General features: G+C 65.6%; 20 protein-coding genes. 18 read left to right on the top strand and 2 right to left on the bottom strand.

The genetic code is table 11. The features are described 5' to 3' along the window. Window positions 1-188: 188 nt before the first annotated feature. The 9 genes from dapA to HZ321_RS12985 all read left to right on the top strand — a co-directional run bounded on the left by dapA (window position 189) and on the right by HZ321_RS12985 (window position 9,909). Complete coding sequence (gene dapA, locus HZ321_RS13025; protein ID WP_181702790.1) at window positions 189-1,064, top strand: 4-hydroxy-tetrahydrodipicolinate synthase; 876 nt, start codon at window positions 189-191, stop codon at window positions 1,062-1,064. A 19-nt stretch (window positions 1,065-1,083) separates the two neighbouring features. After that, the gene (gene smpB / locus HZ321_RS13020) at window positions 1,084-1,563 is read left to right on the top strand and encodes an SsrA-binding protein SmpB (protein WP_181702789.1); all 480 of its coding nucleotides are present in this window, start codon (window positions 1,084-1,086) and stop codon (window positions 1,561-1,563) included. 810 nt (window positions 1,564-2,373) lie between these two features. Further along, window positions 2,374-3,705, top strand: a complete 1,332-nt coding sequence (gene proS, locus HZ321_RS13015; RefSeq protein WP_181702788.1) for a proline--tRNA ligase — start codon at window positions 2,374-2,376, stop codon at window positions 3,703-3,705. A 71-nt stretch (window positions 3,706-3,776) separates the two neighbouring features. Beyond that, window positions 3,777-5,045: a lipoprotein-releasing ABC transporter permease subunit gene (locus tag HZ321_RS13010; protein ID WP_181702787.1), complete on the top strand. Its 1,269-nt coding sequence runs from the start codon at window positions 3,777-3,779 to the stop codon at window positions 5,043-5,045. Continuing rightward, a complete protein-coding gene (locus tag HZ321_RS13005) occupies window positions 5,045-5,764 on the top strand; it encodes an ABC transporter ATP-binding protein (protein WP_181702786.1) in 720 nt (239 codons plus the stop codon). Before HZ321_RS13010 ends, HZ321_RS13005 begins: the two co-directional genes overlap by 1 nt. A 15-nt stretch (window positions 5,765-5,779) precedes the next feature. Continuing rightward, window positions 5,780-6,643: a D-amino-acid transaminase gene (locus tag HZ321_RS13000; RefSeq protein ID WP_181702785.1), complete on the top strand. Its 864-nt coding sequence runs from the start codon at window positions 5,780-5,782 to the stop codon at window positions 6,641-6,643. 182 nt (window positions 6,644-6,825) lie between these two features. Continuing rightward, window positions 6,826-7,071, top strand: a complete 246-nt coding sequence (gene hfq, locus HZ321_RS12995; protein ID WP_181702982.1) for an RNA chaperone Hfq — start codon at window positions 6,826-6,828, stop codon at window positions 7,069-7,071. Window positions 7,072-7,191: 120 nt separating this feature from the next. Next, entirely contained in the window at window positions 7,192-8,583 is a 1,392-nt protein-coding gene (gene hflX / locus HZ321_RS12990; RefSeq protein WP_425305400.1) for a GTPase HflX, read from the top strand. A 117-nt stretch (window positions 8,584-8,700) separates the two neighbouring features. Beyond that, window positions 8,701-9,909: a pilus assembly protein TadG-related protein gene (locus HZ321_RS12985; protein ID WP_181702784.1), complete on the top strand. Its 1,209-nt coding sequence runs from the start codon at window positions 8,701-8,703 to the stop codon at window positions 9,907-9,909. A 39-nt stretch (window positions 9,910-9,948) separates the two neighbouring features. Here the strand turns inward: HZ321_RS12985 and HZ321_RS22035 are convergent, their stop codons facing one another. Next, window positions 9,949-10,866 (bottom strand): retron St85 family RNA-directed DNA polymerase, encoded by a 918-nt coding sequence (locus HZ321_RS22035; RefSeq protein WP_425305402.1) that lies wholly within the window; start codon window positions 10,864-10,866, stop codon window positions 9,949-9,951. A gap of 26 nt (window positions 10,867-10,892) precedes the next feature. Continuing rightward, window positions 10,893-11,849: a retron St85 family effector protein gene (locus HZ321_RS12975; RefSeq protein WP_181702782.1), complete on the bottom strand. Its 957-nt coding sequence runs from the start codon at window positions 11,847-11,849 to the stop codon at window positions 10,893-10,895. A gap of 409 nt (window positions 11,850-12,258) precedes the next feature. On the opposite strand from HZ321_RS12975, the gene HZ321_RS12970 reads away from it, so the two are divergent. From HZ321_RS12970 to HZ321_RS12930, 9 genes are all read left to right on the top strand, one after another. Then, window positions 12,259-14,733 carry a GcvT family protein gene (locus tag HZ321_RS12970; RefSeq protein WP_181702781.1) on the top strand — a complete coding sequence of 825 codons (2,475 nt, stop codon included), beginning with the start codon at window positions 12,259-12,261 and terminating at the stop codon, window positions 14,731-14,733. 106 nt (window positions 14,734-14,839) lie between these two features. Then, window positions 14,840-15,964: an iron-containing alcohol dehydrogenase gene (locus tag HZ321_RS12965; protein WP_181702780.1), complete on the top strand. Its 1,125-nt coding sequence runs from the start codon at window positions 14,840-14,842 to the stop codon at window positions 15,962-15,964. 31 nt (window positions 15,965-15,995) lie between these two features. After that, window positions 15,996-17,507, top strand: coding sequence for an aldehyde dehydrogenase (locus HZ321_RS12960; RefSeq protein WP_181702779.1), 1,512 nt, complete (start codon window positions 15,996-15,998; stop codon window positions 17,505-17,507). A 10-nt stretch (window positions 17,508-17,517) separates the two neighbouring features. Next, on the top strand, window positions 17,518-18,630 hold the full coding sequence (locus tag HZ321_RS12955) for a mandelate racemase/muconate lactonizing enzyme family protein (protein WP_181702778.1): 1,113 nt from the start codon (window positions 17,518-17,520) through the stop codon (window positions 18,628-18,630). Window positions 18,631-18,742: 112 nt separating this feature from the next. After that, on the top strand, window positions 18,743-20,371 hold the full coding sequence (locus HZ321_RS12950; protein ID WP_181702777.1) for an ABC transporter substrate-binding protein: 1,629 nt from the start codon (window positions 18,743-18,745) through the stop codon (window positions 20,369-20,371). 285 nt (window positions 20,372-20,656) lie between these two features. Further along, on the top strand, window positions 20,657-21,613 hold the full coding sequence (locus HZ321_RS12945) for an ABC transporter permease (protein WP_181702776.1): 957 nt from the start codon (window positions 20,657-20,659) through the stop codon (window positions 21,611-21,613). Further along, window positions 21,610-22,470: an ABC transporter permease gene (locus HZ321_RS12940; RefSeq protein WP_181702775.1), complete on the top strand. Its 861-nt coding sequence runs from the start codon at window positions 21,610-21,612 to the stop codon at window positions 22,468-22,470. The genes HZ321_RS12945 and HZ321_RS12940 overlap by 4 nt, the downstream gene beginning before the upstream one ends. A gap of 46 nt (window positions 22,471-22,516) precedes the next feature. Further along, on the top strand, window positions 22,517-24,115 hold the full coding sequence (locus HZ321_RS12935; RefSeq protein ID WP_181702774.1) for a dipeptide ABC transporter ATP-binding protein: 1,599 nt from the start codon (window positions 22,517-22,519) through the stop codon (window positions 24,113-24,115). Continuing rightward, window positions 24,112-25,233, top strand: a complete 1,122-nt coding sequence (locus tag HZ321_RS12930) for an NAD(P)/FAD-dependent oxidoreductase (RefSeq protein ID WP_181702773.1) — start codon at window positions 24,112-24,114, stop codon at window positions 25,231-25,233. The genes HZ321_RS12935 and HZ321_RS12930 overlap by 4 nt, the downstream gene beginning before the upstream one ends. Window positions 25,234-25,311 lie beyond the last annotated feature (78 nt).

The raw sequence follows: 25,311 nt of genomic DNA, 5'->3' as shown, positions 1-25,311 counted from the left end.
CCGTTTCTTGATGATACCTTAATTTGCGCGCTCTTGGTTGACGGAAGCTTACGGCGAAGCGATGACCGCCACTGCGTCGCCTCGGCGCGGTCCAACTCGGCAGTTGTTCTTGCCCGAGGCTGGCACTATTGTCCGCCGACCGTGGGGCCGGCACGGGGCAATTTCCGGCTCAACCGACCAGAGGGATCATGTTCAAGGGGTCGATCACCGCACTCGTCACGCCTTTCTCGGACGGTGCCGTCGACTGGGCCGCATTCGAGGCCTTCGTCGACTGGCAGATCGAGGAGGGCAGCCATGGCTTGGTTCCGGTTGGAACCACGGGCGAAAGCCCGACGCTCAGCCATGACGAGCACAAACGCGTGGTCGAGACCGCGATCAAGGTGGCCAACAAGCGCGTGCCTGTGATCGCCGGCGCCGGCTCCAACAACACGCTGGAGGCGATCGACCTCGCCCGCTACGCCGAGAAGGCGGGAGCGGACGCGCTGCTCGTGGTGACGCCCTATTACAACAAGCCGAACCAGGAAGGCCTTTATCGCCACTACAAGGCGATCAACGACGCCGTCGGCATCCCGATCATCATCTACAACATCCCGCCGCGGTCGGTGATCGACATGTCGGTGGAGACGATGGCGCGCCTGTTCGAGCTGAAGAACATCGTCGGCGTCAAGGATGCGACCGCCAAGCTCGACCGCGTCAGCGCCCAGCGCCAGGCTTGCGGACCGGACTTCGTCCAGCTCTCCGGCGAGGATGGCACGGCGCTCGCCTTCATGGCGCACGGCGGCCACGGCTGCATCTCGGTGGCCTCCAACGTCGCGCCGCGTCTTTGCGCGGAGTTCCAGGAGGCTTGCCTCAGGGGCGACTATGCCGCCGCGCTGAAGCTCCAGGATCGGCTGTTCCCGCTGCATCAGGCGCTCTTCGTCGAGCCGAATCCGCAGGGCGCGAAATATGCGCTGTCGCTGCTCGGCAAGATGCGGAACGAACTGCGCCTTCCGCTCGTTCCGGTGTCCTCGTCCACCGAGGCCACGCTCAAGGCAGCCCTGGAGCATGCCGGCCTCATCAACTGAGGCCGGATACACACCCATCATGAACGCCAAGAAGGTCACCGAGCCGCCGAAGAAGATCGTCGCCGACAACCGGCAGGCTCGGTACAACTTCGCCATCGGCGACAAGATCGAGGCGGGTATCCAACTGACGGGGACCGAGGTCAAGTCGCTCCGGCAGGGGCGGACCAACCTGTCGGACGCCTATGCCGGTGCGAGGGGAGACGAGATCTTCCTCTACAACGCCTATATCCCCGAGTACCTGCAGGCCAACCAGTTCAACCACGAGACCCGGCGGCCGCGGAAGCTGCTGCTGCATCGCCGGCAGATCAGCCGTCTCATCGCGGCCGTCACCCGCGAGGGCATGACCATCGTGCCGCTCCGGCTCTACTTCAACGAGCAGGGCCGGGCCAAATGCGAGATCGCCGTCGCGCAGGGCAAGAAAGCCCACGACAAGCGCCAGGCCACCAAGGAACGCGAGTGGAACCGCGACAAGGCCCGGCTCATGAAACAGCGCGACTGAGCAGGCCTGTTCGGTTCCCTGTGCCCGTCCATCCTCAGCCGGTTCGACCAGGCTGCATGGGGGCCCCGCTGTCCAAGCTCCCCATCGATCCTCGACGACCTGCCTGGCAGCCGCAGAAGGCTACGATCACTTCGCGCTCGCCAGCGGCGGCTGGGAGGTCGGCGGGGCGGGCGCAGAGTCGGTGTTCCTGAATTCCGGGTATAAGGCAGCCTATGCGGCGCGCCGTTTGCCGCGAGTGGCGAACCTGTTGGTCGCAAGAAACGGCGAGGTCGGGAGATCCGTTTCGAACCAGGGCCGGCCGGCAATTCTGCTGCGGCGCACCCGATGGAACGATAGTTGAAATCGATGAATCACGTTCAATCGATTTATAAAAAAAGAAAAGCGGGGCCGAAGCCCCGCTGTCACGATAGTTCCGCGTGTCATCCCCTATCGATCTTGTCCGATTAGACCTCCCGGACGAACAAGAAAGCGGCTGCGATTTCCGCGCCAGTGGGGTTTTCCTCCCAAGACTCAGACCGCGATATTTCGGGAAACTTATCTGTTTGCTGCCACAAAGTCCCCATTTACTGAGGCATTACATTCCGGCAACGACGCTTCCCTGTTGTTATGGCAGGCACCATACACCCCGTTCTTGCAGTTGTCATCCACCGACGGCGCTCAGATTAAAAATTTTTGCGCCCTATCATCAGTTTTGGAAAACCTGGAAGGCACCGGGACTTGGCCGGCTTGCGGTGGTGGTGCCGCACTTGAGTTTTCGCCCGCGATGCGCTTTGACTGTCGCCGATTTCCAAGAACGATCCCGAGGATTCCATGCGTCTCAGCCGCTACTTCCTGCCCATCATGAAGGAGACGCCGAAGGAAGCGGAGATCGTTTCGCACCGCCTCATGCTGCGCGCCGGAATGGTGCGACAACAATCGGCAGGCATCTATTCGTGGCTGCCGCTCGGCTACAAGGTCCTCAAGCGCGTCGAGCAGATCGTGCGCGAAGAGCAGAATCGGTCGGGTGCCGTCGAACTCCTGATGCCGACCATCCAGTCGGCCGACCTGTGGCGGGAGAGCGGTCGCTACGAAGCCTATGGCAAGGAGATGCTGCGCATCACCGACCGGCACGAGCGCGAGATGCTGTTCGGGCCCACCAACGAGGAGATGATCACCGACATCTTTCGGTCGGCGGTGCGCTCCTACAAGGACCTGCCGCTCAACCTCTACCACATCCAGTGGAAGTTCCGGGACGAGGTCCGGCCGCGGTTCGGCGTGATGCGCGGCCGCGAGTTCCTGATGAAGGACGCCTACTCCTTCGACACCGACCAGGAGCGGGCTCGCGCCGCCTACAACAAGATGTTCGTGGCCTACCTGCGGACTTTCGAGCGGCTCGGCCTCAAGGCGATTCCGATGCGCGCCGACACCGGCCCGATCGGTGGCGATCTTTCCCACGAGTTCATCATTCTGGCCTCCACCGGCGAGAGCGCGGTCTTCTGCGACAAGGCCCTGCTCGACACGCCTGTGCCCGGCGAAGACATCGACTTCGACGCGGACCTGACCCCCATCGTGGAGAGCTTCACCGGCAAGTACGCAGCCACCGAGGAGATGCACGACGAGGCCGCTTTCGGAGCGCTGCCCGCCGACCGCCAGGTCTCGGCACGCGGCATCGAGGTGGGCCACATCTTCTACTTCGGCACCAAGTATTCCGAGCCGATGGGCGCCAAGGTCGCCGGGCCGGACGGTGTGGAGCGTCCGGTGCACATGGGCTCCTACGGCGTCGGCGTGTCGCGGCTGCTTGGCGCGATCATCGAGGCGAGCCATGACGAGGCCGGCATCATCTGGCCGGATTCGGTCGCCCCGTTCGGCGCGGCAATCCTCAACCTGAAGGCCGGCGACGCCGCCGTGGATGCCGCCTGCGAGAGCGCCTACCGGACGCTCTCGTCGGCGGGTCTCGATCCGCTCTACGACGACACAAACGACCGCCCCGGCGCCAAGTTCGCGGCGGCGGACCTGATCGGCATCCCCTGGCAACTGGTGGTCGGTCCCAAGGGGCTCGCAGAGGGCACGGTCGAGCTGAAACGCCGGGCCAGCGGCGAGAAGCAGACGCTGTCGCTGGAGTCGGCGCTGGCGCGCGTCACAGAAAAGGCCGGATCGCGCTGATCTGATCCGCGTCTCTCCTGGGCGGCGCGCCGCCCGCGAATCTTTATCGGCAGGATGAACCGGAGGTCTTGATGAGCCAGGCGAAGGCGGGGCGACCGTTCGCTCCCTTCGAGTGGATGCTCGCAGGGCGCTATCTGCGCTCGCGGCGCAAGGAGGCCTTCATCTCGGTGATTGCCGGGTTTTCCTTCGTCGGCATCATGCTGGGCGTGGCGACGCTGATCATCGTGATGGCGGTGATGAACGGCTTCCGCGGCCAGCTCCTGGAGAAGATCCTGGGCATCAACGGCCACATCGTCGTGCAGGCGATGGACCAGCCGCTGACCGACTACGAAGCCGTCTCGGCGCGGCTCTCCAACGTGGCGGGCGTCAAGCTCGCGCTGCCCTTCGTGGAAGGACAGGTTCTTTCCTCCGGACCGTCCGGCGCCTTCGGCACGTTGGTGCGCGGCGTACGGGCGGAGGACCTCAACAAGATCAAGCTGATCTCCGACAACATCCGCCAGGGCTCGCTCGACGAATTCGACGCGGGCAACGGCATCGCGATCGGCACGCGGCTCGCCGACAGCCTCGGCGTGACGGTCGGCGACAAGGTCACGCTGATCAGCCCGAAGGGGCAGGCGACCGCGCTCGGCACCACGCCGCGGGTGAAGGCCTATCCGGTGAAGGCGATCTTCGAGATCGGCATGTCGGAATACGACTCGACCTTCGTGTTCATGCCGGTGAAGGACGCGCAGCTGTTCTTCACGATGGAGGGAATCGTATCGGCCATCGACGTCTACCTGGACGATCCCGACAGCGTGGGGCAGGCGCGCGATCTCGTCACCATCGGCGCGGAGCGGCCGGTGCTGGTCACCGACTGGCGGCAGCGCAACGTCACCTTCTTCTCCGCCCTGGAGGTGGAACGGAACGTGATGTTCATGATCCTGACGCTGATCGTGCTCGTTGCCGCGCTCAACATCATCTCCGGAATGACCATGCTGGTGAAGGACAAGGGGCGCGACATCGCGATCCTGCGCACCATGGGGGCGTCGCGCGGTTCCATCCTGCGCGTGTTCCTGATCACCGGCGCCTCGATCGGCGTCGCGGGCACCATCGCCGGCTTTCTGCTCGGGCTGGTCGTGTGCCTCAATGTGGAGGAGATCCGCCAGTTCGTGTCGTGGCTCACCACCACCGAGCTGTTCTCGCCGGAGCTCTACTATCTCAGCCGCCTGCCGGCGGACATCGAGGTGGGCGAGACCGTGACGGTCGTCCTGATGGCGCTGCTGCTTTCCTTTCTCGCCACGATCTACCCGGCCTGGCGCGCCGCGCGGCTCGATCCGGTCGAAGCGCTGAGGTACGAGTGATGGCGGAGGCGCGCGAAGGCATGGTCATCACCGGCATCGAGGATCCGGTCCTCAGGCTCTCCAAGGTGATGAAGTCCTACAAGGAGGGCGAGGGCGAGCTGCCGATCCTCACTGGCGCGGAGTTCGACCTCTACCAGGGCGAAGTTGTCGCCCTCGTCGCCCCGTCCGGCGCCGGCAAGTCGACGCTGCTCCACATCGCCGGCCTCCTGGAGAAGCCCGACAGCGGCGATGTCATCCTCGGCGGCCGGGCCTGCGGCGGTCTAGACGACCGCGCCCGCACCGCCATCCGGCGCACCGACATCGGCTTCGTCTATCAGTTCCACCACCTGCTGCCCGAGTTCACCGCCATCGAGAACCTCGTGGTGCCCCAGATGATCGCCGGCCTCAACCGCAAGGACGCGATCGAGCGCGGCATGCAGCTGCTCTCCTACATGAAGCTGGAGCCGCGGGCCGAGCACTTGCCGTCTGAGCTCTCGGGCGGCGAACGCCAGCGCGTCGCCATCGCCCGCGCCGTGGCCAACGCGCCGCGGGTGCTTCTCGCCGACGAGCCCACCGGCAACCTCGATCCGCACACGGCGAACTACGTGTTCGACGCGCTCGCCGCGCTGGTCCGCGCCACCGGCCTTTCGGCCGTGATCGCCACCCACAACCACGACCTCGCCGCCCGCATGGACCGGCGCATCACGCTGGAAGAAGGTCTGGTCGTCGAACTAGCCTGAACGACGGAGTCCCCGATGGCCCGCATCGCCTATGTCAACGGTCGCTATGTGCCCCACCGGGAGGCGGGGGTGAGCATCGACGACCGGGGGCTGCAGTTCGGCGATGCGGTCTATGAGGTCTGCGAGGTTCGGGATGGGGCGCTGATCGACCTGCCGCTGCATCTCGACCGGCTGGAGCATTCGCTCGGCGCTCTCGGCATGGCGATGCCGATGCCGCGGGGCTCGCTGGTGGCGGTGCTGAAGCAGGTGGCGCTGCGCAACAAGGTCCACTACGGCCATCTCTACTGGCAGATCTCGCGCGGGGTGGCGCGGCGGGACCACGGCTTTCCGAAGGGCGCCGCATCCACGCTGATCGTGACGGGATATCCCGGCAATCTCGCAAAATATGAGGCGAACGCAGCGGCGGGCGTCGCCTGCGTCACCCATCCGGACGAGCGCTGGGCGCGGGTCGACATCAAGACCACGGGCCTGCTGCCCAACGTGCTCGCCAAGCAGGCCGCGCGGACGGCGGGCGCCTACGAGGCGATCCTGGTGCGGCCGGACGGCACCGTCTCGGAGGGCTCGTCCACGTCCGTCTGGATCATCACGCAGGACGGCACGCTGGTGACGCGGCCGCCGGGGCCGGAGATCCTTCCGGGCATCACCGGCGCTGTGCTGCGCCGCGTGGCGGCCAGGGAGGGGTGCTCGGTGGAGGAGCGCCCGTTCACGGTGGAGGAGGCGAAATCGGCGCGGGAGGTGTTCCTCACCTCCGCCGGCAATACCGTCATGCCGGTCGTCAGGATCGATGATGCGATAATTGCGAACGGCGCGCCGGGCTCGATCGCCACCCGTCTCAGGACGGCCTATCACGCCTATGTGCATCGCACCGCGTTGCAGTGACGCCACGACCATCTTGCGGCGCGGCGCAAATCAGACGAGATTTCAGCAGATAGGCGCGTCGGGGGGTGACAATCGCATCATTTCAAGGTGTGATGCTTCCGCTGCGCGGCCTATCGCAGCGCAGCATGGCGACGCATACGCATAATCAAACGACAACGCCAATCCATAAAGGCAAACGGACAATGGCGGACCGAGCTCAGAACCTGCAGGACACATTCCTCAATCATGTTCGCAAGAACAAGACGTCACTCACGATTTTCCTGGTGAACGGCGTCAAACTTCAGGGCGTGGTGACCTGGTTCGACAACTTCTGTGTGTTGTTGCGGCGGGACGGGCATTCCCAGCTCGTCTACAAGCATGCGATCTCGACCATCATGCCGGCGCAGCCGGTCCAGCTCTTCGAACAGGGCGAGGAAGCAAGCGGCTGATGGACGATTCGGCCCGTGCGGCGGGCGTGACAGGCCCTGCCGCACACCGGAGCGCATGAGGGATCAAATCGACAGGTTGCCGGTTACGACAAGAACAAGCCGGAACCCAAGGGAGGTTGTTTGGATCATCGGGATCCCAAGGACGGCAGCGGGCTCACCGGTCCGCGACCGCGCACCACGTCACGGCTGAGCGAGAGGACCCGGGCGGTCGTCGTCGTTCCGGAGATCGACAACCGCGCCCAGCGCCAGGCGGACCTGGAGCGGGGCCGCACGGCCAGCCGCGGCATGGACGCCCGGGTCGCCGAAGCGATCGGGCTGGCGCTCGCCATCGACCTGGACGTCAAGGCCGCGATGCCGGTGCGGATCACCACCGTGCGGCCGGCGACGCTGATCGGCACCGGCAAGGTGGAGGAGATCAAGCTCGCCGTGGCGACCCACGAGGCCGAGCTCGTCATCGTCGATCACGCGCTCACCCCCATCCAGCAGCGCAACCTTGAAAAGGCGCTTGGCGCCAAGGTGATCGACCGCACCGGGCTGATCCTGGAAATCTTCGGCGAGCGGGCCCGCACGCGCGAAGGCCGGCTTCAGGTGGATCTGGCGCATCTCAACTATCAGAAGTCGCGCCTCGTGCGCTCATGGACCCATCTGGAGCGCCAGCGCGGCGGCTTCGGCTTCATGGGCGGCCCGGGCGAGACGCAGATCGAGGCGGACCGGCGGCAGTTGCAGGACAAGATCGCCAAGCTGGAGGAGGAGCTGGACCAGGTGCGACGCACCCGCGACCTGCACCGCCGCCAGCGCCAGAAGGCGCCGCATCCGGTGATCGCGCTGGTCGGCTACACCAACGCCGGCAAGTCGACGCTGTTCAACCGGCTGACGGAGTCCGAGGTCTTCGCCAAGGACCTCTTGTTCGCCACGCTGGACCCGACCCTGCGGCGCATCCAGCTGCCGCACGGCACCGAGGCGATCCTGTCCGACACGGTCGGCTTCATCTCCAACCTGCCGACGCACCTCGTCGCGGCCTTCCGCGCCACGCTGGAAGAGGTGATCGAGGCGGCCATCATCCTCCACGTGCGCGACATCTCGCATCCCGATACCGAGGCGCAGGCCGAGGACGTGGAGGAGGTGCTGCGCCGCCTGGAGGTGGACCCGAAGGACCCCACGCGCGTCATCGAGGTCTGGAACAAGATCGACGCCGTGGACGAGGTCCGCCGGCAGAACCTCCTGGATCAGGCCGCCACGGCCGATCCCGGCGGGCAGGCGCGCTTCGCCATCTCCGCCGTCACGGGGGAGGGCATCGACGCCCTCGTCGCAGCCATCGAAGCCCGCCTCGTTGGCGACCGCCCCACCTTCGCGGTGGTGGTCGACAAGACCGACGGCGAAGGCCTCGCTTGGCTCTACAGCCACGGCGAGGTGCTGGACCGCGACGACGACCCGGAGGATGGGCTGCATCTCACCGTGCGGATCCCGGAGAAGTTCCAGACGGAGTTTCTGGGGCGGTACCGGGTGGGTTGACGGTCGGCGCGCCCGATAAAGTGTCAAAACCGGCGGTTTAACCGCAAAATTTTACAGGGTCTAAACTGACATAACCTACTCTTCACAGGGCAACCAACGGCCACTGTGAGGAAGTCCATGTTACGGCTGTTTCGCATCGACGAGCGCGGGAACACCGCAGCCCTGTTCGGCATCCTTCTTTTGGCCGTCACCGGAACAGTCGGCCTGGCCGTGGACTACGGTGTTGCGCTGGGCGCGCGAAACCGCCTGCAGGACGCGGTGGACATTGCGGCGCTGGCCGGGGCGGCGCAGAAGGGCGACGCGCGCACGCCTGCCGCCGTTGCCGCTTTCCAGGCCAACTACGACGCGGCCCTGACGCCCGTGGTGACGATCGAGGGCGGCACCGTCCGCGTCACCGGCACGGATGAGGTGCCGACGAGCCTCATGATGCTGCTCGGCGTGCCGACGATGGAGATTGCCGCCACCAGCGAGGCGATGGGCTCGGCGCCGGGGCCCTGCGTGGTGGTGCTCAGCCCGGACGGCCAGAGCGTCTACGCCAACTCCGGCGGCGGGATCGATGCGGATTGTCCGGTCCAGGTGAACTCGGCGCACTCCAAGGCCATTTACCTCAACGCCAACAGCTACGTGAAGGGGTCGGAGGTCAACGTCGTCGGCAAGGTGTTCCAGCAGGGGCAGAACGCCACGATCACACCGACGCCGAAGACCGGCGCGCCGGTGGAGAACGATCCGTTCGCCAGCTTGCCCGACCCGACGGACGCCAGCGCCGCCTGCGACCAGACATCGAGCATCCTCCTGAACAGCGGGCAATCGCTGGAACTCAATCCCGGCGTCTACTGCGGCAACGTCACCCTCAACAGCAACTCCACCATCACGCTGAAGCCGGGGATCTACACCTTCCGCAAGCAGGTGCTGCTCAACAGCGGCTCCAGGATCTCCGGCGAGTCGGTGCTGATGTTCCTCCCCACCTCAAGTTCCGAACTGCGCATGAACGGGCAGGCGAACCTCAGCCTCACCGGCATGAAGAGCGGGCCCTACGCCGGCATGGTGATGTTCCAGTCCAACACGATCGCCGCCGGCACCTACAAGGAGATGCACTTCAACGGCGACGCCAACACCAAGCTGGAAGGCGTGGTCTACCTACCGCGCACCAACCTCTGGCTCAACGGCAACACCAACATCAACGTCTCCGCCGCCTACAGCGGCCTCTTCGTCGGCCGCATGAACCTGAACGCCCCGATCACCATCCGCGCGTATACGTCGGGGAGTGGGACGCCCCTGGCGGGCGCGGCGAGCGGAGCGGGGGGGATGGTAAGGCTGAGCAGGTGAGGACATCTCTCCGACTAGAATGTCCTAGAACTACCACAGCTAACCTTGCGATTCACAGAGCGCACGACTTACAACCTGTGAGCCGTACTTCCTGCGTAGAGTCGTAACAAAAGATGGCTCAGCATCTAATGCGAAGGCAATCAGTCCGCGCAACTTAGATCGGTCTTCGCTAGGTAACTCCGAATGCGAAAAACGGTGGCACATCGAGCTAATCAGTCGCTTTCTCTCCCGCCCAATTGAGACTTTGTGTTCTGGCGTGATTACAAGACCGGTGACTCTCCTACAATGCTTCTTTGTCAGAAGTCGTGTTTTCTCGTCATTCAGACGCAGCTGCGTATATTTGGCTTCATCAAGTGTCGTTTTGACATAATTCTTCACTTTATCAAGATTTATAAGTGATTTCGACGAAAAAGTTATATCGTCTGCGTATCGCGAGTATATAAAACCCATTTCGCAAGCGTAGTCATTTAGTCTCACGTCAACGTCGTAGAGAAGCGCATTAGATATCTTTGGAGATGTTGGCGCACCGATTGCTAAGCAAGTCGGTGTCTGGGAAGATTTTCCCCAGAATAGAATTCGAGTGCTGAAGCGAAGGTCGTCTTCGTTCCAATGAGTAAAGTGCGTTCGGGCATATTTCACCCAATCGGATGCGCTGACGCTACTAAAAAAATCGGAAAAATCTAGTTTTACTATCGCCCTTGATTCCGAATGTAGTTCGGCGTTTATTCGAATCGAACTACCTGGCTGATAAGCTGTTGCGGCGCAGTGAACAGGTAATGAGCAGAGAAAGGCGGAATTGAAATACCGCTGTATCCGTTTTAACTCTCTTGCGGGGTGACATAACAATCTTGTACCACCACTCTTTTTTGGAACAGTCCAAACAAAGTATCGTCTTGGAGCGGTGGCGGCGATCGATCGTATTTCGGCCTCAGTAAGGCTGAAACGTTTCGCGCACATCGAAATCAAAGTTTGGGATGATTGGCTCATCGACGGTGGTCCCGAAACATTTCGGTTCGATGCTTCTCATTATTCTCGATTGATTCGGCTATTCGTGTAACCCAACGCAAAGTATCGCGGTCTCTATTTGGTGTCCCATTCTTGAATGCAATCTCTAATGGCATGCGGTCTGCAAGGGAAACGTAGTAAGTGAGCCTTCCATGCTCAACAGCTTTGACAAGTTTGCAGATTATCAATGTGTCTAAACACCGCCTAATTGTTATCTCTTCGATTCCGAAGCCAGCATCAGAAAAGCATAGCTTTAGATCCGCTAATTTGGCAGCGCGCAGAACATGGCAGAAGCTTAGCGTTAAATAAATAAGGTGCCCAATTCGATCGCTTCTAAACGCCTCGAGTTGGTGATCCGCTTGGACCTGCGCCATCGCATCCGGTATTGCCAATAGCATCTCACTTAGCATGTAGTCTGGGGCAGAAACTACCTGTTCGCGACTTGTATTCCAGTGAAACGCCAGTATTTGGGACGGGGCATACTGCTCCTCCAAATATGCAACAGCTCCAACAGTTATGAAAGATTGGACGTTTTTGAACTCACCTTGCAGCACAACGATCAACTTTTCGCGTATTTCACGAGTTTTTACGAACGCTCCAAGTTCACACATCGATCCAGGGCTTTCGACAATAAGTATCACGGACTGTACAATAGCGGCAATGAATTCTTCCAAATCCAATAGGTTCTTAAAGGCGCTTTTTGCCAATGCCGAAACTGCATCTTCTGCTAACAAAACCTCCGCTTCTCCAATTCTGCCTTCAGAACCCGTTTCTGATGATTTCTGAAGCAGCAACTCGCGAAGTGAGGATGGTGATCCAGCGATGCGGGAAGCCTTGCCACCGCACAAAAACACGAGTTTCCGAGGCAGCACGATCTTCGAATTTTCGAAGTCGATTAGCCTCAGAAACTCGCTCGTCTCGTTGCTGAATAACACGCTTTACCTTCGCAAGGCTCGGATTGGCCTTGGCTTTTCTTGAAGCGAACGAAGAGAGCGGCCCGAAGGGGCAAGGAAAGCCAAGGCCAATCCGAGGCGCCATTCTCGTTCAATGCAGACATGTCTGGCGTATCGCCCGACAAGGCTTTTCAGCCCACTCGCGTAAAGCGTGTAAACTATCGATCAGATTCGGGCGGCCTGTCAACACAGCAGGCTTCCTTTTTGCTGAGCCTTCGCCCATGTTCCGCGTTCCGCCGTCATGTGGTTCGGTTCGTCTTCATTCCACTTGAACGTTCCCGTCATCCGTGTCGCATTCGCGGCCCCTCATGTCGCGCCTGTCCTTTTACACCGCCGTCGCTTTTCGCGAGCCTAGGTTCCGCTGCATTCGGGCGGTCGGAGGAGTGGGTTCATGCGGGATCGGGCGCGCATCGTCATCATCGGCGCAGGCATCGCCGGCACGTCGACCGCCTACCACCTGGCCAAGCTCGGCGTCACCGATGTGGTGGTCATCGACCAGGGACCGCTGTTCCGCACCGGCGGGTCCACCAGCCATGCGCCCGGCGGCATGTTCCAGACCAACACGTCGCGCACCATGTCGACCTGGGCGCGCTACACCATCGGCCTGTTCGCCGGCCTCGAGGTGGACGGCAAGACCGGCGCGGCCTTCCTCGGCGGCATCGAGCTCGCCGAAACGGCGGAGCGCCTGCAGGAGGCCAAGCGCCGGCGCGGGCTGCAGCAGAGCTGGGGCATCCCGGGCGAGATCCTGACCCCGTCCGAGGTCAAGAAGCACATCCCGATCATCGACGAGACGAAAATCCACGGCGGCCTCTATGTGCCGGACGACTGCATCGGCCGTCCGCTGCTCGCCGCCGAGGCGATGGGCATCGCGGCGCGGGCGGCCGGCATCGACTTCCACGGCGAAGTGGAGGTCACCGGTTTCGAGCGCACCAACGGCCGCGTGTCCGCCGTCGTCACCGACAAGGGCCGGATCGAGGCGGAGATGGTGCTCTGCTGCGCCGGCATCTGGGGCCCCAAGGTCGGCCGCCTCGCCGGCGTGCCGATCTCGCTGCAGCCGATGCAGCACCAGTACGTCAAGACCGAGGATCTGCCGGCGCTTACCGAGCTCAGCCAGGGCGGCACGATCGAAAGCGTCATGCCGCTGATCCGCGCGCAGGACAACTCGCTCTACTTCCGCCAGCACTTCGGCCAGTTCGGCATCGGCAACTACCGCCACGCGCCGCTGCCGGTGGACGCGGAAACGCTGCTGCCGTTCAAGCTGGCGCCGCGCATGCCGTCTTGCATGGAGTTCACGCCGGAGCACTTCGAGGAGTGCCACCGCGCCACGGTGAACCTCTTCCCGCTGGTCAAGGACGTCGCCAACGCCGATGCCTTCAACGGCATCTTCTCCTTCCCGCCCGACGGCATGCCGCTGATGGGCGAGCACGCGGAGCTGCCGGGCTTCTGGGTCTGCGAGGGCGTCTGGATCACCCACTCGGCCGGCATCGGCCGCTCGATGGCGCATTGGATGATCGAGGGCGATCCGGGCGTCGACATCCGCGAGTCCGACGTCAACCGCTTCGCCAAGTTCCAGACCACGCGCAGATACGTCAACGACCGCGGCTCGCAGCAGTACCGCGAGGTCTACGACATCATCCATCCGCTGGCGGTGCCGACCGTGGCGCGCGGCCTCAGAACCTCGCCGATGCACGACCGGCATCTGGCCAACGGCGCCCATTTCTGGGAAGTCGCCGGCTGGGAGCGCCCGGCCTGGAACGAGGCCAACGCGCACCTCACCGCCAACCTGGACCTGCCGAAGCGCGAGGGCTGGGCGGCCTATGAATGGTCGCCGATCCAGGGCGCCGAGGCGCTCGCCACCCGCCATTCCGCCGGCCTCTACGATATCTCCACCTTCACCAAGCTGGTCGTGGAGGGCCCCGAAGCGGCGACCTTCCTCAACTATGTGCTCGCCAACGACGTCAACAAGGCGGTCGGGCAGGTGGTCTACACCTGCATGCTCAACCAGCGCGGCGGCGTGATGTCCGACATGGTGGTGACGCGGACCGGCGAGGCGGAGTTCCTGATCCTCACCGGCACCGGATCGGGTCTCTCCGACCTCGCCCACATGCAGCGCGTCGCCCGCGCCAAGGGGCTCGGCGCGGACAAGCTGCGCATCCGCAACGTCACGCACGAGCTCTGCGGCATCGGCCTCTGGGGCCCGAAGGCGCGCGAGATCCTGGCGGCCGTATCGGACAGCGACGTCTCCGACGCCGGGCTGCCCTACTACAAGTCCCGCGAGATCACGATCGGCTACGTCGCGGCCCGGGCGCTGCGCATCTCCTATGCCGGCGAACTCGGCTTCGAGCTCTACGTGCCGGCGCCGCACGGCCGCGCGGCCTGGGACCTGCTGGTCGCGGCCGGCGCCGAGCACGGGCTCGTCCAGTGCGGCATCGGCGCGCTCGACAGCCTGCGCATCGAGAAAGGCTACCGCCTCGCCGGGGCGGATCTGACCGGCGACCATACGGCGCTGGAGGCCGGGCTCGGCTGGTCGGTGAACCTGAAGAAGGGCGACTTCATCGGCCGCGGCGCGATCGAGACGCAGAAGGCGAAGGGCGTCGGTTCCAAGCTCTGCTGCATCACGCTCGACGATCCGGCCGGCGTGCTGCTCGGCAAGGAGCCGGTGCTGAAGGACGGCAAACCGGTCGCCTACGTCACCAGTGCCAACTACGGCTACGCGGTGCGCAAGATGATCGCCTACGCCTACCTGCCGGTGGAACTCGCCACCACGGGCGAGGCGCTGGAGGTGGAGTATCTCGGCCAGCGCTTCGCCGCGACGGTCGCCAACGATCCGCTCTACGACCCGGAGGGGAAGAAGCTGAGGGCCTGAAGGGGGCCGTCCTCCCGGACGGGGGAGGGCCGGTCCGAAGACGTGCAGTCCACTGCCTGCAGCCGAGGGGGGCTGAACCGCCGTGATGCTCGACCGCGTACCCAGAATGATCCAGGAAGACGGCGCCCTCGACCGCATCGGGGCGCTCGCCGCTCGGCATGCGCCCGCGGGCGCAGCGGTTCTCCTGGTGGCCGACCCCGGCCTCAAGGCGTCCGGCATCACCGACCGTGCGGTCGCCAGCCTCGCCGCGGCCGGCTTCGCGCCGCTGGTGTTCGACGCCTTCAAGTCGGACCCGACGACGTCTTCCACCGATGCGGCCGCCGACATCGCCCGGGCCGAAAAGGCCGCGCTGGTCGTCGCGCTCGGCGGCGGCTCGGCGCTCGACCTCGGCAAGGCGGTCGCCTGCATCGCGCCGGGCAGCCGTCCGGCCTCCGACTACGCGCTCTGCGCGAACCCGCTGCCCGTCCGGCCGCTGCCCAAGATCTGCATTCCGACCACATCCGGCACCGGTTCGGAGACGACGCGCGTCTCCGTCCTCACCCTTCCCGACGGTTCCAAGACCTGGCTCTGGGGCGACGAGATGAAGGCGGAGGAGGTCGTGCTCGACCCCACCGTCACCGTCGGCCTGCCGGCCCACCTCACCGCCGCCACCGGCATCGACGCCTTCGTCCATGCCATGGAAGCCTCCACCAACGTCAACGCGACCGCCGCCAACGACGTCTACGCCCATGCCGCCATCGGCCTCGTCGCGCGCCACCTGCTCACCGCCGTGCAGTCGCCCGGCGACCTGAAGGCCCGCGCCGGGCTGCAGCTCGCCGCCGCGCTCGCCGGCGTCGCCATCGACAACGCGGGCACAGCGATCGGGCACAACATCGGCCACGCGCTCGCTTCGCTCCGGCCGATCCACCACGGCCGGGCCGTCGGTGTGGCCGTGCTCGCCACGCTCGCCTGGAACGCCGAGCAGGACCCGGACGGGCGGTTCACCGCCGTCGCTTCCGCCATGGGTGAGCAGGGCGGGGCAGCGGCTCTCGCCGGCGCCTACGAGCGGCTCCTTCGCGCCTCGGGCGTCAAGGTTTCGCTGCGGGGCGAGGGTTTCGACGACCTCACCGCCGAGGCGCTCGCCGCCAAGATGGCCGCGCCGGAGAACGCGCCGATGCGTCGGTCGAACGCGCGGCCGGTGACGGACGACGATCTCCTCGTCTTCGCCCGCCGCGTGCTGGAACAGGAATGACCGAAACGCCTGCAGCCCGACTGGACGTGTCATGAACAAGCCCGCCACCTTCCCCGCAACCCGCGCCGACTGGGAGACCGCCGCCGGGGTGCTGCGTCCGGAAAGCCGCCTCTTCATCGACGGGCGCTTCGTCGACGCCGCGTCGGGCGAGACCTTCGCCAAGGTGTCGCCGGTGGACGGGCGGGTGATCGCAGAGGTCGCGAGCGGGGCGGCCGCCGACGTCGACCGAGCGGTGTCGGCCGCGCGCGCGGCGTTCGAGGACGGCCGCTGGCGCTCCCTAGAGCCCAAGCAAAAGAAGGCGGTCCTGCACCGGTTTGCCGACCTGATCCGCAGCCACACGCAGGAGCTCGGCCTTCTGGAGACGCTGGACGTCGGCAAGCCGATCTCCGATTCGCTGGCGGTCGACGCGCCGTTCGCGGCGGACTGCATCCAGTACTACGCCGAGTTCGCCGACAAGCTCGTGGACGAGGTCGCGCCCACCGGTCCGAACGACCTCGCGCTGATCCGCCGCGAGCCGCTCGGCGTCGTCGGCGCGATCGTGCCGTGGAACTACCCGCTGATCATCACCGCCTGGAAGCTCGGACCGGCGCTGGTCGCGGGCAACTCGGTCGTGCTGAAGCCGGCGGAGCAGTCGCCGCTGTCGGCCCTGCTGCTCGCCAGACTCGCGGCCGACGCGGGGCTGCCGGACGGCGTGCTCAACGTCGTGACGGGTTTCGGCGAGACGGCTGGCGCCCCGCTCGCCCTCCACGGCGACGTGGACATGATCACGTTCACCGGCTCGACCGAGGTCGGCAAGCTCATGCTCGTCGCCTCGGGCCAGTCGAACATGAAGCGCGTGGCGCTCGAATGCGGCGGTAAGAGCCCGCACGTGGTGCTGGCCGATTGCGGCGACCTCGACGCCGCCGCGAGCGCCATCGCCTGGGGGATCTTCTACAACCAGGGCGAGACCTGCCATGCCGGATCGCGGGTGATCGTGGATCGGCGGATCAAGGATCGGCTGGTGGAGCGGATCGCCGCCCACGCGGCCACCATCAGCCTCGGCCACGCGCTTGATCCGTCCTCGAAAATGGCGGCGCTGGTGGAGGCGCGGCATGCCGACCGCGTGCTCTCCTATGTGGACATCGGCCGCAAGGAGGGCGCCGTCGTCGCCATCGGCGGACGGCGGGCGGATCATCTCCCCGGCGGCGCCTATGTTGAAGCCACCGTCCTCGACGAGGTCAAGCCCGGCATGCGGGTCGAGCGCGAGGAGATCTTCGGGCCGGTCCTCGCGGTGATCCCGTTCGACGACGAGGCCGATGCGGTCAGGCTCGCCAACGACACGATCTACGGTCTCGCCGCGGCCGTATGGACCGCCGACATGGGCAAGGCCCACCGTTTGTCGTCGGCGATCCGCGCCGGGACGGTCTGGGTCAACACCTATGACCGGTCGAGCTTGGCGACGCCGTTCGGCGGCTTCAAGCAGTCCGGCTTCGGGCGCGACCGGAGCCCGCACGCGATCGACAAGTACATGGACTTCAAGACGGTCTGGACGCACTTCGGGTGAGGGCAGGGCCTTGAGCAGGATCGAGCGGATCACGATCACCCATCACCGGCTGCCGCTGGAGCCGCCCTTCGTGGCGTCGTGGGACAGCCGGCCGCGCACCCATTTCGACGCGACCATCGTGCGGGTCGCGACTGACGACGGTCATGTCGGCGTGGCCTCAGGCGACCTGATGCTCGGCTTTGCCGGCCACGAGCACCTGTTCGTCGGGCAGGATCCGATGCTGCTGGAGCGGCACTACCGGGTGCTCTCGCACCTCGACTTCCACTACGGTCGGTCCTGGCCGCTCGACCTGGCGCTCTGGGACCTTGCCGGCAAGATCACCGGCCAACCCGTGTGGAAGCTGCTCGGCGGCCTCAACGACAAGGTCCGCGCCTATGCCTCGTCCGGCACGCTGCGCGATCCCGCGGGGATGGCCGACGCGGCAGAACGTTTCATCGCCGAGGGCTATCCGGCGATGAAGATCCGCTTCCAGCGCGGCAAGTGGCAGGACGACATCAGAGCCCTCGAGGCGGTCCGGGCGCGGGTCGGAGATCGGCTGACGCTGATGGTCGACTGCAACCAGGGTTGGCGGATGCCGTGGGACACGGTCGCGCCCTGGACGCTCAAGGACGCGCTGCAGGTCGGTCGCGAGCTGGAGCGACTTGGCGTCTACTGGATGGAGGAGCCGCTGCACCGGGCCGACCGGGATGGCATGCGCCAGCTCCGCCAGATGGTCGACGTGCGGATCGCCGGCGGGGAAATGACCCGCGAGCTGTCCGTCTTCCGCGACCTCGTCCGCGACGGCTGCCTGGATGTGCTGCAGCCAGACGCGGCGCTGGTCGGCGGCATCACGGGCCTGCGCCGCGTGGCGCTGATGGCGCAGGAGGCGAACGTCGCCTTCACCCCGCATACCTGGACGAACGGAATGGGCGTGGTCGCGAACGCGCACCTTACGGCTGCACTTTCCGATGCCAAATTCCTGGAGTTCCCGTACGATCCGCCGGAGTGGAGCCTCGCGCGTCGCGACTTCATGATGACGGTGCCGTTCAGCGTCGACGCCGACGGCTGGATCCGCCTCTCCGACACGCCCGGCATGGGCTACGAACTCGATGAGGAGAGGCTGAAAAGCACACTGATTTCATAAGCCTTACACGCAAACAGGGGACGGTCGGCGGTCTGGCCGGATTCGGGGATCATCAACAAACAGGGGACTGCCCGACCCCTTCCTCCGCCGATGACAACAAGGGAGAACATCAATGGCTTTCAAGCTCTGGACAAACAGCGGACGACCGACGCATTCCAAGGTCACCGATCTCTGCGAACAGGTCGCCAGCGGCGACATCGACCGCCGCGCCTTCCTGCGGACGGTGTGCCTGCTCGGCGTTTCGGCGGTTTCGGCGAACGCCTTCCTCGGCGAGATCGGGCTTCCGCTCGTCGGCAGCGCGGCTGCGCAGGATGCACCCAAGGCGGGCGGCACGCTGCGCTTCGCCTGCCAGATCCAGGAAGTCACCGATCCGATGATGGTGAACTGGGTCGAGGCGTCCGATTTGATCCGCAACTCATGCGAGTTCCTCACCGAAGTCGACGAGAACAACATCACCCATCCCTACTTGGCGGAAAGCTGGGATCCCTCGGAAGACCTGAAGACCTGGACGTTCAAGCTGCGCCAGGGCGTCAAGTGGACCAACGGTGACGACTTCAACGCCGACGACGTGATCTTCAACCTGAAGCGCTGGACCGACAAGGACAGCCAGTCGCCGAACCGCACCTCCTTCGAGATCATCTCGAACATCGAGAAGAAGAGCGACCACGAGATCGTGCTGACGCTCAGCCAGCCGAACCTCGCGCTGCCGGAGATGCTCTACGCCTTCACCTGCGCGATCGTGAACCGCAACTTCAAGGGCGACTGGTCGAAGGACCCGGTCGGCACCGGCCCGTTCCTGATGACCGAGTACGCGGTCGGCCAGAAGGCCGTGTTCAAGCGCAACGACGCCTACTGGGGCGACAAGGCGCTGCTCGACGAGATCCAGTACCTCGACCTCGGCGCCGACGTCGCGACGCATGTCGCCGCGCTCGCCGCGGGGCAGGTGGACCTCCTCTACCGCATCACGATCGCCGAGCTCGACATCGTCGACAAGCTGCCGGGCGTGAAGCTCCTCACCGGCGACGCGGCGCAGACGCTCTGCATCCGCATGCAGCCGCAGAAGCCGTTCGACGACATTCGCGTCCGCAAGGCGATGGTGATGGCCGCCGACAACGCGCAGATCATGGAACTGGCCTACCGCGGCAAGGGCACCGTCGGCGAGAACCATCACGTGGCCCCCTTCCATCCGGAGTACGCGCCGCTGCCGCCGCTGAAGCGCGACGTCGAGGGCGCCAAGAAACTCCTGGCCGAAGCCGGCTATCCGGACGGCGTCGACGTGGAGATGACGGTCGGCAACACCCAGGGCAAGTGGGAGCAGGACACCGCCCAGGTGCTGCAGCAGCAGGTGGCCGAAGCGGGTATCCGCATCAAGCTCAACGTGCTGCCGGCGACCGAGTACTGGAACATCTGGGACAAGGCTCCGTTCTCGCTGACCTTCTGGTCGCACCGGCCGCTCGGCGTGATGACGCTGAATTTGGCCTACCGCACCGGCGCCGTCTGGAACGAGGCGAAGTACTCCGATCCGAAGTTCGACGCCGCCCTCGACAAGGCGATGGGCATCGTCGATCCCAAGGAACGCGCCAAGGCGATGGTGGAGGTCGAGCAGATCCTCCAGGACGCCGCCGTGATGGTGCAGCCCTACTGGGCCGGCAAGTTCACCGCCCACTCCGACAAGGTGCAGAACTTCAAGCTGCATCCGTCGGACTACTTCAAGATGGACAAGGTCTGGCTCTCGGCCTGACGCGAACGAGTGCGGCCGACCGCCCCGAGTGGGCAGTCGGCCCGTGCCCGGAGGGCAGGTCTGCACAAGCCCGAGAACGGATAGATGCGTGGGTGGTCCGCCTTCGCGGACCAAGACGAGTTGGGGCAGCGGGTATCCGGGTCTGTTCGACGGTGCAGGGCTGCCTCCCCCTATCCGCCGTCATGGTCCGCGAAGGCGGACCACCCACGCATTTTACTCATCGGCATCTCACGTCGCCCGCCCCATCCGAAGTACCTTTGAAATCCGCATACCCTACGAGGTCCGATGTCCCGCTATCTCCTCGTCAAACTCGCCGAAGTGCTCGGCGCCATGCTCACGGTGTCCTTCATCGTCTTCCTGGTGCTGGAGGCGAACGTGGAGGATGTGGCGGTGAAGGTGCTCGGCGCCTATTCGGCGCCGGACCAGCGGCAGGCGTGGCTGCAGGAGAACGGCTACTTCGACCCCTTCGTGCTGCGCTACCTGCGCTGGCTGTGGAACTTCGTGACGCTCGACTGGGGCTCGTCCACCCACTACCGGGTGCCGATCCTGGAGATCCTGCCGCAGCGTCTGGCGGCGACGGGGATCCTTGCCGGGATCACGCTCGCCATCATGGTGCCGGTCGCGTTGATCCTCGGCGTGCTCGCTGGCATGCGCGAGGGCTCGGCGGTGGACCGGGGCGTGTCGTTCTTCTCGGTGCTCACCACCTCTATCCCGGAATTCGCGACGGCAGTGTTCCTCTCCGCCATCTTCGTGTTCTGGCTGCGCCTGCTGCCGGGCGCGTCCACCATGCTCTCGGGCTTCTCCGTGACGGAAATGATCCTCCCGGTCTCGGTGCTGACCCTCTACTCGGCCGGCTATCTCGCCCGCATCACCCGCGCCTCGATGGTCGAGGCGATGCGCAGTCCCTATGTTCGCACGGCGCTGATGAAGGGCGCCTCGACCTCGCGGATCGTGCTTCGCCACGCGCTGCGCAACGCGCTGATCGCGCCGGTGACGGTGGTGATGCTGCAGATCCCGTGGCTTCTTTCCGGGGTGATCGTCGTGGAGGTGTTCTTCGCCTACAAGGGCTTCGGCACGCTGCTCTACGAGGCGGCGCTGAACACCGACGTCTATCTGATCGAGGCCTGCGCCATGGTCAGCGTCGTGGTCGTGGTCGCCACCCAACTGATCTCCGACGTGCTCTACCGCCTGCTCAACCCACGCATCCGCTTCGGCGACGAACCGGCGGGAGCCACCACATGAACACGGCACGTCTCGTCGCCGGGCTGAAGAGCCCCACCGTCGTCGTCGGTGGCCTGATGGTCGGCATCTGGGTGGTCTGCGCGCTGTTCGCGCCCTGGATCGCGCCCTACGACCCCCTGCAGAACAAGGCGCCGCTGCAACTGCCGCTTTCCACCGGGCCGGACGGATCGTTCTACTTCCTCGGCACCGACCTGCTCGGTCGCGACATCTTCTCCCGCCTCGTTTACGGCGCGCGGACCGTGGTGCTCTGGGCGGGGCTCGCCACCGCCACGGCCTTCGTCGTGGGCCTGGCGATGGGGCTGGCCGCTGGCTTCTACCGCGGCTGGGTGGATCGGGTGCTGTCGTTCGTCGCCAACGTGATCCTCTCCTTCCCGGTGCTCGTCCTCTACATCCTGGTGATCGTGACCTTCGGCGCGTCCGGCATCAACATCGTGCTGGCGGTCACCTTCGCCTCGGCGCCGGGCATCTTCCGCATCGTGCGGGCCCTCACCATCGACATCGCAGCACAGGACTACGTCGCGGCAGCGATCGTGCAGGGAGAGAGCCCGCTCCGGATCATGGCCGCGGAAATCCTGCCGAACGCCGCCGGCCCGCTGATCGTCGATGCCTGCCTCAGGCTCGGCTACACCACCATCACCATCGGCGTGCTCGGGTTCCTGGGGCTCGGACTGCCGCCGCCGACGCCGGACTGGGGCGGCATGGTCAACGACGGGCGGCCGATGGCGATCGCTTTCCCGCACATGGTGATCTTCCCCTGCATCGCCATCTCCATGATGACGCTCGGACTCAGCCTGCTGGCCGACGGCATCCGCGAGGTCGGCCTGTCGCCGGTCCGCAGCGGCGGAAAGGAAGCGTGACCATGAACCGCTCCACGATCCCCACCACCAACCAAGGAGCGGCCCGATGAGCGAAGCCTCCGTCGTCACTGTCGACCGGCTCACCGTTGCGCTGCCGCGCGGGGCGGATCGGCCCTACGCCGTCGAGGACGTCTCGCTGGAGGTGCGCAAGGGCGAGATCCTCTGCGTCGTCGGCGAGTCCGGCTCGGGCAAGTCGATCCTTTCGGCGGCGGTCATGGGCGCCCTGCCGCGCGGGCTGAAACTTGCGGGCGGGTCGGTCCGCTTCGGCGGGCGTGACCTTGCCAAGCTGAAAGGCGCCGAGCTCCGCGCCATCCGTGGCAACGAGATCGCGATGGTGTTCCAGGACCCGATGGCGGCCCTCAATCCTGCGATCCACGTCGGCAAGCAGGTCGAGGAGGTGTTCGAGATCCACACCAAGATCCCGGCCGAGGAGCGCCGCGCCCGTGCCATGGCGCTGATGGAGGCGACGCACCTGCCGGAACCCGCCCGGATCTACAAGTCCTATCCGCACGAGATCTCCGGCGGGCAGTGCCAGCGCGTGGTGATCGCGATGGCGCTGGCGCTGGAGCCCAAGCTTCTGATCGCCGACGAGCCGACCACGGCGCTCGACGTCACCACCCAGGCCCAGATCCTCAAGCTGTTCAACGAACTCCGATCCGGCCACCACCACGGCATCCTGTTCATCACCCACGACTTCGGCGTGGTGCGCGAGGTGGCGGACCGGGTGGCGGTGATGCGGCACGGCAAGCTGGTGGAGATCGGGCCTGCCGCCGACGTGCTCGACCGGCCGAAGGCTGATTACACGCGCTCGCTGATCGCAGCCGTGCCGTCGCTGAACCCGCCGCCGCGGACCACCGACCTGTCGAAGCCGCCGGCGGTCACCTGCACCGATCTGGTCGCCTTCTATGGCCCGGTGAAGGCGCTGAAGGAGGTGTCGCTGGCGATCCCGCAGGGGTCCACGCTGGCGGTCGTGGGTGAGTCCGGGTCGGGCAAGTCGACGCTTGCCCGCACGCTGATCCGGCTTCACGAGCCGGGCGGCGGCTCCATCCGAGTCGGCGGCGTGGACTATACGCAGCTCTCGGGCGGCGAGCTGCAGAAACGCCGCCGGCTGATCCAGATGATCTTCCAGAACCCGTTCGGCTCGCTCAATCCGCGCCGAACCGTCGGCGACGTGCTGACCCGCGCCGGCGTTCTCGGCGGGTCGAGCCTGCAGGGCGCGAAGGCGCGCGCGCTCGAACTGCTCGATCTGGTCCGCCTGCCGCGGGAGGCCTTCGACCGGCGGCCGGAGAACTTCTCCGGCGGCCAGCGCCAGCGCATATCGATCGCCCGCGCGCTCGCGATGAACCCGGAGATCGTCATCGCCGACGAGAGCGTCTCGGCGCTCGACGTGTCGGTGCAGGCGCAGGTCTTGGACCTTCTGGACGACCTCCAGAAGAAGACGGGCATGACCATGCTCTTCATCACCCACGACCTGCGCGTCGCCGCCCAGATCGCCGACTTCATCGCCGTCATGCGGCGGGGGGAGGTGGTGGAGTACGGGCCGGCGCGCAAGGTGCTGAAAGCGCCGGAGCATCCCTATACGCGCGAGCTGGTGGCCGCGGCTCCCGGGCAGCATGCCCCGACGGTCGAGGGGGCGGCGGAATGACGAGGATCTGCGTCGTCGGGGCCGGGATCGGCGGGCTGACCCTCGCCCGGGCGCTCGCCGGGCGTGGCGCGAAGGTCGATGTCGTGGAGCAGGGGCCGGTGCCCAACCCCGTCTCCTCCTCGCACGACGAGCACCGCGTCATCCGGCACGCCTATGGTGCCTTCGAGGGCTACGGCCGCATGATGCCGTCCGCCTTCGCGGCCTGGGACCGGCTGTTCGCCGACCTCGGCACCCGCCATTTCGCGCAGACCGGGTCGATCTTCGTCCTGCGCGGCAACGAGGACTATGCCGCCCGGTCCGCGGCCGTGATGCGCGAGACTGGCGCGACCATGCGCGAGATCCCGCTCGACGCACTCGCCGATCGCCTGCCGATGATCAACCCAGCCGGGGTGAAGTCCGCCTTCGAGACGCCGGCCGACGGCATGCTGTTCAACACGCGCATCCTTGGCGACCTCACCGTCCACCTTTCCCGGATGGGCGTGACGTTCCACCCGTTCACCGCGGTCACGGCGGTGGATGCGGAGCGCGGCGTCGTTTCCACCAGCCGCGGCGAGATCGGCGCCGATGCGGTCGTGGTGGCGGCCGGTGCCTGGATGCCGAAGCTGCTGCCGTCGCTCGCCGAGACAGCCGTGCCGTCGCGCCAGGCGGTCGTCTACCTTGCGCCGCCGGTGGGCTTTGCGGAGCGCTGGTCGAAGGCGCCCGTGGTGGTCGATTTCGCCGGCGACCAGGGCATCTACACGATCCCGCCGCGGGAGGGCACGCGCCTGAAGGTCGGCGACCACGTGTTCACGATGACCGGCGACGCCGACGATGACCGGACCGCCCGAGCCGACGACGTCGCCCGCCTCCTGGATGCGATCGACGCATCCTTCGTCGGTTTCGATGGCTATACCGTCCTGGAACGGAAGATCTGCTACTACACCGTCCGCCCCGAAGAGGCCTTCCTCGCCCGTCCGATCGGGACCCGGGGCTGGGTGCTCTCGGCCTGCTCCGGCCACGGCTTCAAGTTCGCACCGCTGATCGCCGACATCGTCGCGGCCGGCGTGCTCGGGGAGCGGCCCGCGGAGGAGGTTTCGCGGATCGTGGCAGGGGAGGGCACCCATGTTCTCGCCGCGTGACGACATTCGCACCGCCGGGCCCCTTTTGCTGGCCGGCATCGATTCCCCACATTCCGGTTTCAACCCCGCCGGGCCGCG

The organism is Chthonobacter albigriseus, from assembly GCF_013839445.1.
GTDB lineage: Bacteria > Pseudomonadota > Alphaproteobacteria > Rhizobiales > Pleomorphomonadaceae > Chthonobacter > Chthonobacter albigriseus.
Note: the sequence above shows the minus strand (reverse complement) of the source record. Positions and strands in the feature narration are given on the sequence as shown.

Coding starts and splice junctions, on each gene's coding strand:
- HZ321_RS12935 (WP_181702774.1), top strand. CDS start 22,517: ATGAGCGAAGCCTCCGTCGTCACTGTCGACCGGCTCACCGTTGCGCTG.
- HZ321_RS12985 (WP_181702784.1), top strand. CDS start 8,701: ATGTTACGGCTGTTTCGCATCGACGAGCGCGGGAACACCGCAGCCCTG.
- HZ321_RS13000 (WP_181702785.1), top strand. CDS start 5,780: ATGGCCCGCATCGCCTATGTCAACGGTCGCTATGTGCCCCACCGGGAG.
- hfq (WP_181702982.1), top strand. CDS start 6,826: ATGGCGGACCGAGCTCAGAACCTGCAGGACACATTCCTCAATCATGTT.
- smpB (WP_181702789.1), top strand. CDS start 1,084: ATGAACGCCAAGAAGGTCACCGAGCCGCCGAAGAAGATCGTCGCCGAC.
- HZ321_RS12970 (WP_181702781.1), top strand. CDS start 12,259: ATGCGGGATCGGGCGCGCATCGTCATCATCGGCGCAGGCATCGCCGGC.
- HZ321_RS22035 (WP_425305402.1), bottom strand. CDS start 10,866: ATGTGCGCGAAACGTTTCAGCCTTACTGAGGCCGAAATACGATCGATC.
- dapA (WP_181702790.1), top strand. CDS start 189: ATGTTCAAGGGGTCGATCACCGCACTCGTCACGCCTTTCTCGGACGGT.
- HZ321_RS12940 (WP_181702775.1), top strand. CDS start 21,610: ATGAACACGGCACGTCTCGTCGCCGGGCTGAAGAGCCCCACCGTCGTC.
- HZ321_RS12950 (WP_181702777.1), top strand. CDS start 18,743: ATGGCTTTCAAGCTCTGGACAAACAGCGGACGACCGACGCATTCCAAG.
- HZ321_RS13005 (WP_181702786.1), top strand. CDS start 5,045: ATGGCGGAGGCGCGCGAAGGCATGGTCATCACCGGCATCGAGGATCCG.
- HZ321_RS13010 (WP_181702787.1), top strand. CDS start 3,777: ATGAGCCAGGCGAAGGCGGGGCGACCGTTCGCTCCCTTCGAGTGGATG.
- HZ321_RS12965 (WP_181702780.1), top strand. CDS start 14,840: ATGATCCAGGAAGACGGCGCCCTCGACCGCATCGGGGCGCTCGCCGCT.
- HZ321_RS12930 (WP_181702773.1), top strand. CDS start 24,112: ATGACGAGGATCTGCGTCGTCGGGGCCGGGATCGGCGGGCTGACCCTC.
- proS (WP_181702788.1), top strand. CDS start 2,374: ATGCGTCTCAGCCGCTACTTCCTGCCCATCATGAAGGAGACGCCGAAG.
- HZ321_RS12945 (WP_181702776.1), top strand. CDS start 20,657: ATGTCCCGCTATCTCCTCGTCAAACTCGCCGAAGTGCTCGGCGCCATG.
- HZ321_RS12960 (WP_181702779.1), top strand. CDS start 15,996: ATGAACAAGCCCGCCACCTTCCCCGCAACCCGCGCCGACTGGGAGACC.